This window comes from Pseudomonas sp. SDO55104_S430 (genome assembly GCF_054070595.1).
Genome location: NZ_JBSVXG010000140.1, coordinates 1 through 15,660, shown reverse-complemented (window position 1 = coordinate 15,660; position 15,660 = coordinate 1). Strand labels below are relative to the sequence as shown.

Sequence of the window (15,660 nt, the reverse complement as noted above, 5' to 3'; positions counted from 1 at the left end):
GCTTGCCCGCGAAGAGGCCGGCACATCCAGCATCGATGTCGCCTGACACACCGCCATCGCGGGCAAGCCCGCTCCCACAGTGGTTTGTGTCAGCCGCAGATGTTGTGCACATCCGCGAAACTTGTGGGAGCGGGCTTGCCCGCGAAGAGGCCGGCACATCCAGCATCGATGTCGCCTGACACACCGCCATCGCGAGCAGGCTCGCTCCCACAGTTTGATCGCATTCATCCTGAACAAACGCGGTCGAATGTGGGAGCGGGCTTGCTCGCGAATAGGCCGGCACATCCAGCATCCATGTCGCCTGACACACCGCCATCGCGAGCAGGCTCGCTCCCACAGTTGACTGCATTCTTCCCGGAGAAATGCCTTCCCATGTGGGAGCGAGCCTGCTCGCGATGAACGATGACTCGGTATCAAGCCTGGCTCTGTTTGGCCTTCAAATGCCGCGCATACCAGGGCCTTTGCGGCACTTTGCGGAACAGGTCCTTGAGCTTTTTTTCATCCTCGCCAAAGGTGATACGCAGCGCCAGTTTCATGGTTTCCGGGTCCATTTCCACCGACCGGCCCGCCTGCAATCCCGGCGTCGTGCTGCAGCCGTGGGTGTCCGGGCCGAGCCACGGGTCGTCGACTTCGACCCAGCGCCCCGGCGCAAACCACGGCACACCGTTGACCTGCTGACGCGTGACCTCCCCCGGATGGAAGCGCTCATGGGCGCGGAACCAGTCTTCCAGGCGGTCGTCGATCCAGCCGTGGAAATGCCAGAACACCGGGCTCACATGAGACGAAAACGGATCGCCGAGAAAGTCGTTCTCCGCCGCGAACCATCGCGCGGAAAAGTCCGACGGATCCCGGGCGAACGGCACCGGCTGGCCGTTGGACGGATCGCGCGGCACCGAGGCCCAGCGCATGTGCAGCCAGTCGTGCAGCCCCAGTTCCACCTCGGAACCGAACTGCCCCAACGTCAGCTTCGACAGATAACGCGGGTCGCGGTACTGCGATTCCCAGACCTGGAAATTGCTGTGATAGGTCTCGGCGGTCTTGATATCGCTGACCCACTGCGAGTACTCGTCATCGTCATCGGCCAGCCAGGTCGGCGGCAGCGCGGTGCCGTCGTGGTTGTCGAAATAATTGGCGAAGCCGATGCGATCCCGGGCCAGTTCCGGTTGCGGCAGGGGAAATTGCGTCCACGATGGCAGATCCTGAATCGAACGCGCGGTACCGAGCATGTGCCGGTGCATGAAGAAAAAATCCACGCCGGAGCCATTGCGATCCTTGCGCGTGCCACGGGCGTCACGCTCCTTGTCTCGTGGGCCGGGCTGCCAGCCGATGCCACGCAGGGCCTCGCGCTTGTCTTCAGGCAAGGTGTGCCATTTGTCCCGTGAGGCATGCCAGAGCTGATGAAACAGGCGATGTTCAGGCGACGTCAGCCAGGCCAATAGCGGCGCGTTCAGCCCGGTGCGCTCCCGGGCTTCGGGGAACACACGCTTGACGGCGATGAAGCGGTTGTCCTGGGCGGTCAGCATCAACGGCCGATCCAGATCCAGCACCCGCCCGCTCAACGAACCGCTGCCGGCATTGCCGAACGCGGCCCAGACTTCGTCAAGCGCCATGCTGAATTCGTAATCGCAACTGCCATTGGCGCTGAGCAGCCGCCAGCTCAATTGCGCCGGCTTGCCAGCGGCCAGATCGCCGAGCACCCGATAACGCGGTGCTTCGCTGGAACGCAGTCGCTCGGCGGTATCGAGAAAGCCGATCAGCCCGCGACCCTTGTGGCCGATATCAAGAAACACTTCCAGGCCGTCCGCGGGCAAGCCTTCAAGCCCGGCATCGCGGCCTTCGAAACGGATCTGCCAGACCCCGCGCAGCGAGTCGGCCAGACGCTGGCCGGCCACGTCCGCGACATCGAACGAGGCCTCGCCGGGGGTGATCGTCGGGTCCGGTTTCGTCCATTGGCGATGCCCATAAAAAGCCGCAGGCACGGCCGCGCCGGTCAGCGCCAGGCCCGCCATGAACCATCGTCGAGAAATCGTCATTGCCCTACCTGTGTCAGCCATTGAGCAGGCTTTATCCCAGCTAGAACGTTTGTTGCCGGCGGAAATTTATGGTGCCAGGAAAAGATCGCAGCCTAAATTCCGCGCCCGACCACTCGTTCCTCCCAGATAGCAAAGGCCCCCGCGCCTGCACCCCGACGGCGAACTGACTGAGACGGCAATGACTACACCACGCTCGAAAAAGGCTCTTTTCATCGGCCTGCCGCTGGCCCTGGCGATCGGCGCCGGGGCAGGCTTCGCGGCCTGGGATTACTGGTTCAGAGGCAACCCCGGTTACCCGGCCAAAGTGATGAAACAGGCCGATGAACTGCACGAGCGCCTGCTCTCGTTCGACAGCCACATCACCGTGCCGATGGACTTCGGCACCGCCGGCAACGAGGCGGACAAGGACGGCAGCGGCCAGTTCGACCTGGTCAAGAGCGGGCGCGGGCGACTGTCCGGCGCGGCGCTGACGATCTTCGGCTGGCCGGAAATCTGGAACGGCCCCAACGCGCCGCACCGCCCGACCGCCGGCTTCATCGAAGAAGCTCGCTTCGAGCAGGAAACCCGCTACAAGATCATCAGCGCGATGGTCCGCGACTACCCCAATCAGGTCGCCATCGCCTACACCCCCGAGGACTTCCGGCGCCTGCACGGCGAAGGCAAGTTCGCCATCTTCATGAGCATGCTCAACGCCTACCCGCTGGGCAACGACCTCAACGCCCTTGACAAATGGGCGGCCCGGGGCATGCGCATGTTCGGCTTCAGCTACGTGGGCAACAATGCCTGGGCCGACTCGTCGCGGCCGCTGCCGTTCTTCAACGATTCCCGCGATGCCCTCGGCGGCCTGTCGGAGATCGGCAAGCAGGCGGTGCATCGTCTCAACGACCTCGGGGTAATCATCGACGTGTCGCAGATGTCGACCAAGGCCCTGGAACAGGTGGCGCATCTGAGCCGCACACCGATGGTGGCCTCGCACTCCGCGCCCCGAGGCCTGGTGGACATTCCGCGCAATCTCAGCGACCAGGAAATGCAGCTGATCAAGGACAGCGGCGGCGTGGTGCAGATCGTTGGCTTCCCCACCTACATCCGCCCGCTGAGCCAGGCCACCCAGGACAAGCTCAACGCCCTGCGCGCGCGCTTCGACCTGCAACCACTGCAAGGCCTGGAAATGGCGTTGATGCCGGGCGATCCGATCATCACCGTCTGGCCCGAGCAGCGTTTCGGCGAATACGCCAGCGAGCTCTACGCCATCGTCGACGAGGAACCCAAGGCCACCCTCAAGGACTACGGCGACGCGATTGACTATGCGGTGAAAAAGATCGGCATCGACCATGTCGGCATCAGTTCCGACTTCAACGACGGCGGCGGCCTCGATGGCTGGAAGGACGTCAGCGAAGTGCGCAACGTAACCGCCGAGCTGATCAGCCGAGGCTACAGCGAAGCGGACATCGCCAAGCTCTGGGGCGGCAACTTCCTGCGGGTCTGGGATCAGGTCGAGAAATCCGCACGACCGGTCGCCAAAAACTGAAGCCACTTTTTCCAAGCGAATTCGAAGACATGACCAACCGACGTTCCTTCCTCAAACAGGCCGGCATTCTCGCCGCCGGCCTGCCCCTGACTGCCGGAGTGAGCCTGCCGGCGCTGGCCTCCAGTTCGCCGCCCTTGGCCAAAGGCAAATGGATGCAGTTGCGCCAGCTGTTCAATCAGGACCCGGACTACCTGCACTTCGCCAATTTTCTGGTGACGTCGCACCCGACACCGGTACGCAACGCCATCGACTTGCACCGCGCCAGCATCGACCGCAACCCCGGTCGCGCCATGGACTGGGATCTGCAGGAGACCGAGAAGCGCGAACACAACGTGCGGGTCTGGGCCGGGCGCTATTTGAACGCCAAACCCGAGCAGATCGCCCTCACCGGCAGCACCACTGAAGGTCTGGCGATGATTTACGGCGGCATTCATGTGCGCCCGGATCAGGAAATTCTGGTCAGCGAGCACGAGCACTACTCGACCAACTACACTCTGGAATTCCGTCAGCAACGCCAGGGCACCCAGGTGCGCAAGCTCAAGCTGTTCGAGAACAGCCGCGATGTGTCCGTGGATGAAGTGCTGGGTTCGATCGCCAGTGGCATCCGACCGGAAACTCGGGTACTGGGCATGACCTGGGTGCAGTCGGGCAGTGGCGTGAAGCTGCCGATTGGCGAGATCGGCAAGCTGGTGGCGGAGTTGAATCGCCAGCGCGACGAGAAGGATCGCATTCTTTATGTGGTCGACGGGGTGCATGGGTTTGGTGTCGAGGATCTGGAATTTCCTGATATGCACTGCGATTTTTTCATCGCCGGCACCCACAAATGGATGTTCGGACCGCGTGGGACCGGGATCATTTGCGCGCGTTCGGCCGAGGTGAAGGATGTCACGCCGATCATTCCGACCTTCTCCGAGGCGACCACCTTCTCGACCATCATGACCCCCGGTGGTTATCACAGTTTCGAGCATCGGTGGGCGGCGGATGAGGGGTTCAAGTTGCATCTGGATCTGGGGAAGGCGTCCGTACAGTCGCGGATTCATGAGCTCAACACCTATGCCAAGAATCGCCTGCTGGAACAGCCGCGGATTGAGCTGGTGACGCCGCAGAGTCCGCAGTTGTCCGCCGGGTTTACGTTCTTCCGGGTCAAGGCGCAGAGCTGTGAAAAAGTCGCCTCCGAGCTGATGCAGAACCGCGTGGTGTGCGACGCGGTGGAACGCGACGCCGGGCCTGTGGTGCGCATTGCGCCTGGGTTGCTCAACAGCGAAAACGAGATCGACCGGTTCATGGCACTGCTCAACAAAACCGCCTGACCGGAACCCGCCTCACTGTAGGAGCCAGCTTGCTCGCGATGGTCGTCAACGATGACGTTGGCTGCCTGACACCCCACGGTGTTCTCACGTGCATCGCGAGCAAGCTAGCTCCTACAGGGTTCGTTTCATTCATTTAGAGATGACTCATGACCCTCAATTTATTAGCTCTGTCAGCCCTGGCAGCCCTCCTCTCCACCACCACCCAAGCCGCCACCCCACCGCAACCCGGCAAAGTCTTCAAGGACTGCCGCAACTGCCCCGAAATGGTCGTCCTCCCCGCCGGCACCTTCACCATGGGCACCCCGGACGATGAGGTCGGCCGCGAACCCGATGAAGGCCCGATGCACGACGTGACCTTCGCCAGACCCTTCGCCATGAGCCGTTTCCAGATCACCGCCGGCGAGTGGGACAGTTATGTGAAAGAGAGCGGCGTGACCATCGCCAACGGCGACACCCGCCCGGGCCGCGAATGCATCGCCAGCAAACCGCGCTATCCGCAGAGCCCGCGCCAGCCGGCGGTGTGCATGAACTTCCAGGACGTGAAGAACTACGTCGCCTGGCTGTCGAAAAAGACCGGGCAGAAATACAGCATGGTCAGCGAAGCCCAGCGCGAATATGCCGCCCGTGGCGGCACCAAGGGCCCGTTCCCCTTCCCGTTCGACGAAGGCAAGGAATACAGCATCGCCAAACACGCCAACACCTACGGCCCGGCGGATGGCTACAGCTACAGCTCGCCGGTGGGCAGCTACCCGCCCAACGCCTTCGGCATGTACGACATGCACGGCAACGTCTACGAATGGGTCGAGGACTGCGAACACCCCAACTACGTCGGTGCCCCCACCGACGGCAGCGCCTGGCTGGAAGCCAACTGCGAAACCGTGCGCATCCGCGGCAACGACTGGGGCGAAGCACCGGTCTTCTCCCGCTCGGGCAACCGCAACAGCCAGTACCCGCAGGAACGTGGCGACTGGATGGGCTTTCGCGTAGTGCGCGAACTCTGACCTGCCTGCGCCTGCAGGGATGGCGCAAACCGGCGTGCGACGCAATACCTGTGGGAACGAGCCTGCTCGCGATGGTCGTCAACGATGACGCTGGCTGCCTGACACCCCGCGGTGGCCTTGCGTGCATCGCGAGCAAGCTCGCTCCTACACGGGGCGGCATTCTCCCTGAATAAATACGATCAACTGTAGGAGCTAGCTTGCTCGCGATGGTCGTCAACAATGACCCTGGCTGCCTGATACACCGCGGTGGCCTTGCGTGCATCGCGAGCAAGCTCGCTCCTACAGGGGACCGCATTCTTCCCGGGAAAACGCGGTCAACTGTGGGAGCGGGCTTGCTCGCGAAGAGGCCATATCCGTCACCGAAAATTCCGAATGAAACCCCGCCCTCACCACCAGTCGCCCACCCTCTAAATTAACCCCGCGACCACACGTTCTACTGGGTATCTGCCTTCCGACCCAAGGAACTGTCTTCCATGACCCAGCCCACCCGAGGCGCCATTGGCGAATTGTTCGCCCTGCTCAAACCCTTTCGACTCATCGTCACCGCCTCCATCGTCCTGGGCATGGTCGGTGGCCTGAGCGTCACGGTGTTGCTGGCGACCATCAACAACGCATTGCATTCGGACAGCGGCCTGACCCAGGGCGTGGTCGCGCTGTTTGCCGGGCTATGCCTGTTGGCGCTGGCCAGTTCGATCTGCTCGGACATCGGCACCAACTACGTCGGCCAGCACATCATCGCCAAGCTGCGCAAACAGCTGGGCGAGAAGGTGCTGTCGGCGCCGATCGAACAAATCGAACGCTACCGCAGCCACCGCCTGATCCCGGTGCTGACCCACGACGTCGACACCATCAGCGACTTCGCTTTCGCCTTCGCGCCGCTGGCGATTTCCGTCACCGTGACCCTGGGCTGCATGGGCTACCTGGCGATCCTGTCGTGGCCGATGTTCCTGATCATGGTCGCCGCAATCCTCATCGGCACCGCGATCCAGGCCTACGCCCAGAGCAAGGGCGTGCAGGGTTTCATGGCCGCCCGGGAAGCCGAGGACGAACTGCAGAAGCACTACAACGCCATCGCCGAAGGCGCCAAGGAACTGCGCATCCACCGCCCGCGTCGCCAGCGCATGTTCAGCTCGGGGATCAAGGGCACTGCCGAGTTCATCTGCAATACCCAGGTGCGCTCGATCAACACCTTCGTGATCGCCAAGACCTTCGGCTCGATGCTGTTCTTCGTGGTGATCGGCCTGGCCCTGGCGCTGCAAACCTTCTGGCCGAGCGCCGACAAAACCGTGATGAGCGGTTTCGTGCTGGTGCTGCTGTACATGAAAGGCCCGCTGGAACACTTGATCAGCACCCTGCCGATCGTCAGTCGCGCGCAGATCGCTTTCCGCCGCATCGCCGAGTTGTCCGAGCAATTCTCCACCCCGGAACCACACCTGCTGCTCAGCGACAAGGCCGACGTCAAACCCGCCGTGCAGGAGCTGCAACTGGCGGACGTGCGCTACGCCTTCCCCTCAGTGGACGGTGCCGCGCCGTTCCAGCTGGGACCGGTCAACCTGTCGATCAAACAGGGCGACATCACCTTCATCGTCGGTGAAAACGGTTGCGGCAAGACCACGCTGATCAAGCTGCTGCTGGGCCTGTACACGCCGCAACAGGGGCAGATCCGGGTCAACGGCGAGGCCATCGACGCGCACAACCGCGATGACTATCGCCAGCTGTTCACCACGGTCTTCGCCGATTACTACCTGTTCGACGACGTGGTCCAGGGCGACACGCACATCCCCGAAGACGCCAACAAATACCTGGAACGCCTGGAGATCGCCCACAAGGTCAGGGTCAAGGACGGCAGCTTCACCACCACCGACCTCTCCACCGGACAGCGCAAGCGCCTGGCGCTGGTCAACGCCTGGCTGGAAGAACGCCCGGTGCTGGTGTTCGACGAATGGGCCGCCGACCAGGACCCGACCTTCCGCCGGATCTTCTACACCGAGCTGCTGCCGGACCTGAAACGACTGGGCAAGACCATCATCGTGATCTCCCACGACGATCGTTATTTCGATGTGGCCGATCAGCTGGTGCGCATGGAGCGCGGGCGGGTGGTGACCGAGTTGATGCCGGCCTGATCGAGCTTGACGCATACCCAATGTGGGAGCGGGCTTGCTCGCGAATGCGGTGTATCAGCAACACATCTGTCGACTGACACACCGCCTTCGCGAGCAAGTCCGCTCCCACAGGTTCTGCGTTTTTTCGCCCCATCGAAAATTTTTTTGCAGGTTTCTTTCCGGTTTTCTAACAACGCCCCGTCTTAATAATCATTCCTATTAACAAAAACTCTGCACGACACTTTCTCAGGAGCACTGGTAAGTAATGCGATCTCTCCCACGCCGCACACCTCTCGCGCTGGCCGTACAGCGCCCGTCCTTGCACAAGACCCTGTTGACCAGCGTACTGCTGACCGCCACCTTGCTGGGGAGCACGATGGCCAACGCGGCACCGGTAAAAGTGAGCATCGCCGTGCAGCCGCTGTCCAGCGCACTGACCGAGCTGGGCATGCAGACCAACCTGCAGATCCTCTACAGCCCGGATCAGGTCGCCGGCATCAGGTCCCGTGCGGTGTCCGGCTCGCTGGAGCCTTCCGCGGCGCTAGCCGAGATGCTCAAGGGCACCGGCATTTCGTTCCAGATCAACGGCAACAGCGTGACCCTGATCTCCGGCGGCGCCTCGAGTCTGCAACTGGGCGCGACCACCATTTCCGGCCAGGCTCTGGGCCTGGTCACCGAAGACACCGGTTCCTACACCACCGGCGCGACCACCACCGCCACCAAGCTCCCGCTGACCATTCGCGAAACGCCGCAAACGGTGACCGTGGTGACCCGTCAGCAAATGGACGACCAGGGCTCAAAGAGCGTGGGTGATGTCCTGCGCAACACGCCGGGCGTCACCATGCAGAAGTACGACAGTGACCGTTCCGAATTTTCCACCCGTGGTTTTGCCATCACCAACTTTCAATACGATGGCGTAAACATCCCTTACGACGGCGTCTACGGCGAAAACCCGAACAACAGCGACGACGCTGCAAGCCTGGACCGCGTTGAAGTGATCAAGGGCGCGACCGGCCTGATGACCGGCGCCGGCGACCCGGCTGCCACCGTCAACCTGGTGCGCAAAAAGCCGACCAAGGAATTCAAGGCCTCGGTCAGCGGCACCGTCGGTTCCTGGGACAACTACCGCACCGAAGGCGACATCTCCGGTTCGCTGAACGATAGCGGCAGCGTGCGCGGGCGTTTTGTTGGTGCTCTGCAGGACAAGGACTCGTACATCGATCACTACAGCCAGAAGAAAGACCTGTACTACGGGATCCTCGAGGCTGACCTGACCGACGATACCCTACTGACCCTGGGCGTCGACAAATCCAGCGCCACCCCGCGCGGCAGTTCCTGGACCGGCAACTCGCCGTTCTTCAGTGACGGTGGCCGCACCGATTTCTCTCGCAGCTTCAACCCAGGCGCCGACTGGAGCCGTCGTGATTTCGACAGCACCACCTACTTCGCCTCCCTGGAGCAAGCGCTGGCCAACGACTGGAAACTCAAGCTCAGCCTGGACCAGAAAACCACCGACCACGACACCCAACTGGCCTCGGCCAGCGGCGGCAACCCGGATCGCGCCACCGGCGAAGGCATGTTCTTCTACTGGGGTCGCTGGGAAGGCCATCGCGTGCAGAACACCGCCGACATCAACGTTTCCGGCCCGTTCTCCCTGGGCGGTCGCGAGCATGAACTGGTGGCGGGTTTCATGACATCCCACTCGCGTCAGACCGGCGCGACCTACGACACCAGCGCCTTCGAACTGGTGCCGGGCAACATCTTCGACTGGGAAGGCCACATCGCCAAACAGGAGTTCCCGAAGAACGGCAAGTACGAGCGCACCCAGAGCCAGAACGGTCTCTACCTGGCCACCCGCCTGCGCCCGACCGACGACCTGTCGTTCATCCTCGGTGGTCGCTTGAGCACGTTCAAGTACAACGAAGACTACAGCTACTACCCGGGCGCCGGCCTGGCTGACACCCACGCCAGCTACAAGGAACACGGCGTGGTCACGCCTTACGCCGGTGTGGTCTACGACCTGAACAACACCTATTCGGTGTACGCCAGCTACACCAGCATTTACCAGCCGCAGATCTACAAGGACGCCAGCGGAAAGACCCTGGAACCGGTGGAAGGTAACGCCTACGAGACCGGTATCAAGGCCGCCTACTTCGAAGGCAAGCTCAACGCCAGCCTGGCACTGTTCCGCATCGAGCAGGACAACGTCGCGCAGTACGTGACCACCAACACCGATACCGGCCAGGACGTCTACAAGCCGATCTCCGGTGCCACCACCGAAGGCCTGGAACTGGAAATGGCCGGCGAACTGGCCGAAGGCTGGAACGTGTCGGCCGGCTATACCTACGCCCGCACCCGTGACGATGACGAGCAGCGCATCTTCGGCTTCCCGCTGGCCACCACCAAGCCGGAACACGTGATCCGCACCTTCACCACCTACCGCCTGCCCGGCGCGCTGGACCAGTTCACCGTCGGCGGCGGCGTCAGCTGGCAGAGCTCGTTCTACGGCCAGACTTTCAACCCGAGCGTGGATGGCAGCGGCGAAGGCGCCACCGTCAACCTCAAGCAAGGCGGCTACACCCTCGTCGACCTGATGACCCGCTTTCAGTACGACGAACACCTGAGCTTCACCGCCAACGCCAACAACGTCTTCGACAAGAAGTACCTGACGGGCCTGGGCAACTTCGGCACCACCTTCTCGGGTGAGCCGCGCAACTTCCAGCTGACGGCCAAGTACGACTTCTGAGCCTGAACTGAAAAACAAAATGCCCGCGTTGAGAGATGCGGGCATTTTTTTGGGTTGGGATTGTGGTGGATTTGGAATTGCCATCGCGAGCAGGCTCGCTCCCACACTGGATCTGCAGTGGATGCAAAATCTGCGTCCACCCAGGTCAATTGTGGGAGCCTGCTCGCGAGATTTTTGGTGACTGTGACACCGCCATCGCGGGCAAGCCCGCTCCCACAGGTTTGATGGGGGTACACGAAATCCGCGAACAACCGAAATCACTGTAGGAGCGAGCCTGCTCGCGAGATTTTTAGTGGCTGTGACGCTGCCATCGCGGGCAAGCCCGCTCCCACAGGTTCGATGGGTGCGCACGAAATCCGCGAACAACCGAAATCACTGTGGGAGCGGGCTTGCCCGCGATGGCGGTAGTGGCCTTATGGAAAGCTCACAGGTTTACACCTTTGAACGCACCCACCCCGCCGCTTCGTCATGAATCCCCGCCACCTCCCCCAACAACCCCGCCATGCGCAAAAAGTCATGGGTCATGCCCGGCTGTTCGAGCAAAGTCAGGTCATTGCCGGCAGCGCGCAGGCGTTCGGCGTAGGCCAGGCCTTCGTCGTGCAGCGGATCATGGCCGGCGAGGTAGACCAGTGCCGGGGCCAGGCCGGAGAGGTCTTCGGCCAATAGCGGCGAGCAGCGCCAGTCGGCGAGATCCGCCGGGGTGCGGGCGTAGTGGGCGTAGAACCAGTCCAGCGTCGGGGTTTCCAGCAGGTAGCCTTCGGCGAAGTCCCGGTGCGAGGCGCGGTGGGTGGTGGCGTCGGTGACGGGGTAGACCAATAGTTGGGCCTTGGGATTGAGGGCGAGTTCTTCGGGTTGGCGCACGGCGATCAGTGACAGCACGGTGGCCAGGGTGGCGCCAACGCTGTCGCCGGCCAGGGCCGTGCGGTTGGCGTCCAGGCCGTGGGCGGCGCCTTCGCGGGTGAGCCAGTTACCGGCGTCGCACGCGTCCTGCACCGGGGTCGGGAATTTCCATTCCGGGGCGAGGCGGTAATCGACGGTCAGCAGGGCGAAACCGCCCTGGGCGGCGAGGCGACGGCAGAGGGCGTCGTGGGAGTCGAGGCTGCCGACGACGTAGCCGCCGCCGTGGAAATACAGCATCACCGGTTGCAGACCGTCGACCGCCTGGCCGTTGCGGTACAGGCGCGCGGCCAGACTGTGGCCGTCGCGGGCGGGGATGGTGAAGTTTTCGCAGGTGATGGTGGTCAGCGGCACGTCGAGAAAGCCCGAGGCGGCTTCGAAGTCGATGCGGGCCTGTTGTGGGGTTTGTTCGTGCATAGGGCGGCTTTTGCCGGTGAGACGGCCGAATTCGGCGAGTTCGAGGAAGGCTTCAAGTTCTGGCAGTAAGGCCATGGGGGGAGTCCTTTTGGGCAAAGAGTTCGAAAAACAATCGTGAAACGAGCGAGATGCTTAAGGTGATGTGTAGTGAAAGAGAACCCTGTGGCGAGGGGGCTTGTCGAAACGTCGCACCGCCCCGTTGGGTCGCGAAGCGGCCCCAAAAAGATGGGACTGCTGCGCAGTCCAACGGGGGCAAGCCCCCTCGCCACAATGTCCTCGTCGCCTAATGCATCTACATGCCGTTCGCAAACTCAGGATTGTCGTGACTGATCCGCTCATTCATCCCCTGCAGCGCCCGGGCATATTCGGCCAGCACTTGCAGCGACCAATCAGCACGCCCGCGGATACGCAGGTCTTCAGCTCCCGCGCTATCCGGCCCGTTCATGACCGACTCCACCTGCCGCACAATCAATTGCTCAGGCAGATAGCAAATCCGGCAATTCTTGTAGCTCGACGTCCGCAACTCGGACAACGGATAGGCACCACCCTGACCAGATGAAACTCCCACCAGCAACGCCGGCTTGTGCCCCAGTTCCCGATGCCCAGCATGCACAAACAGATTTTTCAACGCCGGACACGCCATCCCATGCCACTCCGGCGTAATCACCACCAGCCCATCAGCCTCGCGCAGCAACGCACTATGGTCAGCCCAGATCCCATTCACATCTTCCGCAGGCCACAAGGGCAGGGGTGCAATACCCAGGTCAATCACCTTGGGCAACACGCACAACCCCAGCGCCTGCAAACGCCCCGCAAGATACCCGGCAACCTTGGCTGATTGGCTATCCACCTGACTGGAGCCCGCAACAAGCACGATATTCATTTGGCCAACTCCTGATTCGACGAACGCTCCGTTTGAACTCGCTTGCCCCGCGCCAACGGCCAGAACAATTCTTCCTGCCAACTCACCGGCTTCATATCCTCGATCCCGTAATGCTCCGGACGCCGGCGAGTGATCTTCGCCGAGCCGAACAACACGTCCCAGAAGAACAACAGGTTGCCGAAATTGCCCTTGTAGTTCGTCACCCCGTCATCGGCATTCAACCCATGGTGCGCCGAGTGAGTGGCAGGCGTGGAAATGGTCCGCTCCAACACCCACATCAGCGGGCGCAGCACCGGGATTCGATAAAGCTTTTCATCCCACGGCACACTGCTGTGGGCGCCGAAAATCACCAGCATCTTGACGATCAGGTAACCGAAATACACCTGCCCCAAGCCCATGTAGAGCAGCACGCCGGAGAACCACAGCCCCGGCATCAGCAGGTAATAAAAGCTGTTGTTGCGATAGACGATGCGGATGCTCATGTACGGCGCCGAATGGTGCGCCCGGTGCAGCGAATACAGGAACGGCACCTTGTGACTGAGTCGATGCCACCAGTACTGGGTCATGTCGTCCAGCACCAGAAACAGGCCAAGCCCGAGCAGCCAATGCAGGCCAATGAGGCTGTCTTTCAACTGAGGGGCGAAATGCGCCAGCAACAGGTTGGCGAGGAAGGTCACCAACGGCAGGGTACCCAGCATCAAAAGGCTTGAGCCGACGATTTCGATGATCGCGTCCCGCCGCTGTCCACGGGGCTGGGTGAAGCAGGAACAGGCGATTTCGAGGACGATGAAGCCAATCAGGATGGCGATGATGATCGGGATCGGACTGCTGGTGATTATTGTTGTTGTATTCATGGCACTCTCTGGTTGCGGCCGATAATGGCGATGCCAACCAATAAGAAACCATGGGCCAACCACGCGATATGTGCAAAACGGACAGAATCACCCGAAAAGCGGTCAACCCTTCGCCCGAGCGCTTTCACCGCGGCCCGCTGGGCCGGGTGCTGGAGCGCTATCTGCAAAACCGCACGCTGCAGGAACGCAGCAACTACAGCATGGTCGCCCTGGAACAACTCTGGGCCAAGGCCGCCGCTCACGATCCGGCGATCGGCCTGCATCTGTTCTCGCATTTCAGTCGCCAGGATTGGCACGTGCTGGCCCATGCCTGCCTGTTCAACGCCAATCTTGAAGAGGCGATCCGGTTCTGGGCGCGCTACGCCAGACTGGCCTCGGACATGGACAGCGTCGTGCTGGTCGAGGACGGCGGGTTTCTGGGCGTGGAGATCCGCATCGACGCGCCGGCAACACTGGCGCGCTATGTCGTCGAGCACTATTCGGTGATGTCCCTGAGCGTATTGCGCATCGGCACCGACATGGCGCTGATGCCGGTGCGCGCCTGTTTCGCTCACCCGCGCCCGGCCTATCACGCCGAATACCGGCAATGGTTCGGCAACAACGTCCAGTTCGACTGCGGCTACAACCGTGTGTTTTTCGACCGAACCAGCCTCGCGGTCCCGCTGCAAACTCACAACGCCGGGATGATGGAAGTGCTGTGTCAGGAACTGGATCGCCGGCTGTCACAACAGCATCAGCTCAGCGGTTGGGCGGGCAGGGTGGCGCAGGGGATTCGCCAGAGTCTTATCGCCGGCCAGGCCGTCACCCTGGAGCTTCAGGCGCAGGAACTGGCTCAGAGCCCGCGCACTCTGCGGCGGCGTCTGGAGGAAGAAGGCATGACCTTTCGCGAACTGCTCGACCGGGTGCGCGCGGAACTTGAGCAGTACCTGGAACTGCAAGGCAACAGCCGCACGCAAATCGCCGCACAGCTGGGGTACAACGACCTGGCCGCGTACGTCCATGCGCGCAAGCGCTGGCGAACAGAACCAACCCGCGATCCATCCCGATCAGTGGAGCCTTGATGCCACGACTTGCCGCACGCCTGTTGGCGCTGCTTTTCCTTTGCCTGAGCCTCGAAGTCAGCGCTCAGGAAACCGCCTGCCCATCCGGCCAGAAACAGATCTGCCTGGACGAATGCATCTGCTTCCCCGATCTCGGCCTTTTGACAGTGCCCGCCGATATCTACCAGATCGCCGGGCCGGCCCTAGCCTTGTGGCTGACCCAATCCCGCGCCGAAGCGGCGATGGCCGGCACCCAACCGATCCCGGAGCCGATTCGCGAACAACTGCTGCGCTGGTACGCCCCGAGTGTCCTGGACGCTGCGCTCTACAAAGTCAGCGACAACGGCCAGTTCAGCGCTGCCACGGCGATGCTGCAGAACCCCGATGTGGGCGCGGTGACGCTGGTGGACATCATCATCTTCCGCGACGCCAAGGACGCCGAGCACAACGTCGCGCTCTGGGCGCACGAGCTCAAGCATGTGCAGCAGTATCAGGAGTGGGGCGTCGAGGGGTTTGCCCAGCGCTACACCCAGGACTTCAATGCAGTGGAGGCGCCGGCCTATGCCATCCAGGTTGAAGTCGGGCGGGTGATTCGCCAGACCAATGGACCAACCCAGTAAAGGGGATCTCACTGGGTTGGTTAAACATTCTGGGGTTGGCCAATGAGCGATCGGTGCAGGGGTTGTTGAGTCGTGATCGCGCTGTGATGGAAACCGCCACCGCCTAACCTGCGTTCTTATGATCCTGTGGGAGCGGGCTTGCCCGCGAAGAGGCCGGCAAATCCAACAATGACGTTGGCCGACCCTACACTTTCCCCGGCAAAACCACCCCCCCCCACTTTTTTTTTTT

11 protein-coding genes are annotated in these 15,660 nt (G+C 62.1%); 7 read left to right on the top strand and 4 right to left on the bottom strand.

Annotated features, from left to right (window positions below):
- Nucleotides 1-413: 413 nt before the first annotated feature.
- Nucleotides 414-2,033 carry a pyoverdine maturation tyrosinase PvdP gene (gene pvdP / locus ACW9JE_RS21210; RefSeq protein WP_457433834.1) on the bottom strand — a complete coding sequence of 540 codons (1,620 nt, stop codon included), beginning with the start codon at nucleotides 2,031-2,033 and terminating at the stop codon, nucleotides 414-416.
- A gap of 178 nt (nucleotides 2,034-2,211) precedes the next feature.
- On the opposite strand from pvdP, the gene pvdM reads away from it, so the two are divergent.
- The 5 genes from pvdM to ACW9JE_RS21185 all read left to right on the top strand — a co-directional run bounded on the left by pvdM (nucleotide 2,212) and on the right by ACW9JE_RS21185 (nucleotide 10,720).
- Nucleotides 2,212-3,561 (top strand): pyoverdine-tailoring dipeptidase-like protein PvdM, encoded by a 1,350-nt coding sequence (pvdM, locus tag ACW9JE_RS21205; RefSeq protein WP_457433833.1) that lies wholly within the window; start codon nucleotides 2,212-2,214, stop codon nucleotides 3,559-3,561.
- Nucleotides 3,562-3,590: 29 nt separating this feature from the next.
- Complete coding sequence (gene pvdN / locus ACW9JE_RS21200; protein WP_457433832.1) at nucleotides 3,591-4,871, top strand: pyoverdine-tailoring periplasmic protein PvdN; 1,281 nt, start codon at nucleotides 3,591-3,593, stop codon at nucleotides 4,869-4,871.
- A 146-nt stretch (nucleotides 4,872-5,017) separates the two neighbouring features.
- Entirely contained in the window at nucleotides 5,018-5,872 is an 855-nt protein-coding gene (pvdO, locus tag ACW9JE_RS21195; RefSeq protein WP_224538220.1) for a dihydropyoverdine dehydrogenase, read from the top strand.
- Between the two features lie 473 nt (nucleotides 5,873-6,345).
- Entirely contained in the window at nucleotides 6,346-7,995 is a 1,650-nt protein-coding gene (locus tag ACW9JE_RS21190) for a cyclic peptide export ABC transporter (protein ID WP_457433831.1), read from the top strand.
- Nucleotides 7,996-8,239: 244 nt separating this feature from the next.
- Entirely contained in the window at nucleotides 8,240-10,720 is a 2,481-nt protein-coding gene (locus tag ACW9JE_RS21185; RefSeq protein WP_457433830.1) for a TonB-dependent siderophore receptor, read from the top strand.
- Between the two features lie 432 nt (nucleotides 10,721-11,152).
- On the opposite strand, the gene ACW9JE_RS21180 is transcribed toward ACW9JE_RS21185, so the two are convergent.
- From ACW9JE_RS21180 to ACW9JE_RS21170, 3 genes are all read right to left on the bottom strand, one after another.
- Nucleotides 11,153-12,109 (bottom strand): alpha/beta hydrolase, encoded by a 957-nt coding sequence (locus tag ACW9JE_RS21180; protein ID WP_457433829.1) that lies wholly within the window; start codon nucleotides 12,107-12,109, stop codon nucleotides 11,153-11,155.
- A gap of 217 nt (nucleotides 12,110-12,326) precedes the next feature.
- On the bottom strand, nucleotides 12,327-12,917 hold the full coding sequence (locus tag ACW9JE_RS21175) for an NADPH-dependent FMN reductase (protein ID WP_457433828.1): 591 nt from the start codon (nucleotides 12,915-12,917) through the stop codon (nucleotides 12,327-12,329).
- The gene (locus tag ACW9JE_RS21170) at nucleotides 12,914-13,771 is read right to left on the bottom strand and encodes a sterol desaturase family protein (RefSeq protein WP_457433827.1); all 858 of its coding nucleotides are present in this window, start codon (nucleotides 13,769-13,771) and stop codon (nucleotides 12,914-12,916) included. The genes ACW9JE_RS21175 and ACW9JE_RS21170 overlap by 4 nt, the downstream gene beginning before the upstream one ends.
- 68 nt (nucleotides 13,772-13,839) lie before the next feature.
- Here ACW9JE_RS21170 and ACW9JE_RS21165 point away from each other — a divergent pair, with 68 nt between their 5' ends.
- Nucleotides 13,840-14,832 carry an AraC family transcriptional regulator ligand-binding domain-containing protein gene (locus ACW9JE_RS21165; protein WP_457433835.1) on the top strand — a complete coding sequence of 331 codons (993 nt, stop codon included), beginning with the start codon at nucleotides 13,840-13,842 and terminating at the stop codon, nucleotides 14,830-14,832.
- Nucleotides 14,832-15,431 (top strand): eCIS core domain-containing protein, encoded by a 600-nt coding sequence (locus ACW9JE_RS21160; protein WP_224539932.1) that lies wholly within the window; start codon nucleotides 14,832-14,834, stop codon nucleotides 15,429-15,431. Before ACW9JE_RS21165 ends, ACW9JE_RS21160 begins: the two co-directional genes overlap by 1 nt.
- Nucleotides 15,432-15,660 lie beyond the last annotated feature (229 nt).